Annotated in this window: 1 protein-coding gene; it reads left to right on the top strand. The window is 65.3% G+C overall.

Going from position 1 to position 1,612, the window contains the following annotated elements; genetic code table 11:
• A partial coding sequence (locus tag H9Q13_RS17905) for an IS1182 family transposase (RefSeq protein ID WP_224744380.1) occupies nucleotides 1–1,612 on the top strand: 1,612 nt, incomplete at both ends.

The raw sequence follows: 1,612 nt of genomic DNA, 5'->3' as shown, positions 1-1,612 counted from the left end.
TTGTGCTTGTTGCACAACCTATTGAAGATAATCGTAAAAGTATATATTACCAAATCTTCAATGGGATGCAGGGCAGGAAAACTTTCGAAGACGAGCGGGAGCTGCGCTTCTCGCTCTCGGCACACGTGCCGGCGCACAACTTCTACCGGCGGCTCGAGGACAGGCTGGACCTTTCGTTTCTCTATGAGCTGACGGCTCCCCACTACGGCCGCTGCGGCCAGCAAAGCATTGACCCGGTGGTCTTCTTCAAGCTCTGCCTGGTGGGGCGCCTGGAGAACATCGCATCTGACCGCCGCCTGATCGAGCACTGCAGCCTGCGGCTGGACCTGCTTTACTTCCTGGGCTACCAACTCGACGAGCCGCTGCCCTGGCACTCGACCGTCTCGCGCACCCGCCAGCTGCTGCCCGCCTCACTCTTCGAGGAGGTCTTCACCCGGGTGCTCTCCCTGTGCGCGGACGCCGGCATGGTCTCCGGCCACACCCAGGCCGTGGACTCGGCCCTGGTCAAGGCCAACGCCTCGATGGGCTCGCTGGAGCTGAAGGTGCCCCAAGAGCAGCTCGAGGCCCGCCTCCGGCAGGCCCGGGTCTTCAGCAGCGCCGACCGCAGGGCCCGCCAGAACAGGGCCCCGCTCGCCCAGCGCACCGTCACGGCCAGCCGGGAGGAGCTGCTCGAGATCCGGGCCCGCAACCGCAAGTGGCAGAAAGAGCAGGACCTCTACCCCGGCGCCCACAACAAGGGGGCCAAGTACACCTCCAACAAAACCCACTACTCGCCCGTGGACCCCGACGCCCGCATCGCCGTCAAACCGGGCAAGGCCCGCAAGCTCTGCTACCTGCTGCAGCTTTCCGTGGACACGCACCGCCACGTCATCACCCATGTGCAGGCCGCGCACGCCGACCGAAAGGACAGCGTCTGCCTGCCGGGGGTACTCGGGAGGCTCACCCACAGGCTGCAGGGCCTGGGGCTTGGCTGCACGGCCCTGCTGGCCGACACCGGCTACTGCTCGGGCGAGAACTACGCCCTGCTGGAGCGGGAGGGCATTGCGGCCTTCATCCCGCCCCACGGCACCTACGCCGGCGGCCCGGAGGGCTTCACCTACCACCGGGAAGGGGACTACTGGCTCTGCCCCGAGGGCAAGAAGGCCACCTTCCGCAAGGAGCTCGTCAACGCCAAGCGCAACAACGTCCGCTCCAGGCTCTACCTGACCACCCGCCGGGACTGCAAGGGCTGCCCTGTGAAGGAGAGCTGCATCGGCAGGCAGCACGAGAAGAAAGTGAGCATCACCTCCTTCCGCGACGAGTACGAGCGGGCCATCTTGCGCGTCCACAGCCGCTGGGGCCGGCGCATGAAGCGACTCCGGCAGGCCACCGTCGAGCCGGTGCTGGGCACGCTGCTCGACTTCCTGGGCATGCGCCGGATCAACACAAGGGGGCAGGAGCTGGCTCACAAGGGCATGCTGCTGGCCGCCGCGTCCTACAACCTGCAGAAACTGCTGCGCTTTACCCCGAAAAAAAGCCAGACAGCCGTCATGGCCCTGCCCAGACCGGAGTCGAGGACGCTTTTGTGGTTATTTTTTGTGTCAGGAGAAGGGGCGCCTTGGGGAAAGGAATA

It is taken from the genome of Pontibacter aquaedesilientis (assembly GCF_014773225.1).
GTDB lineage: Bacteria > Bacteroidota > Bacteroidia > Cytophagales > Hymenobacteraceae > Pontibacter > Pontibacter aquaedesilientis.
Note: the sequence above shows the minus strand (reverse complement) of the source record. Positions and strands in the feature narration are given on the sequence as shown.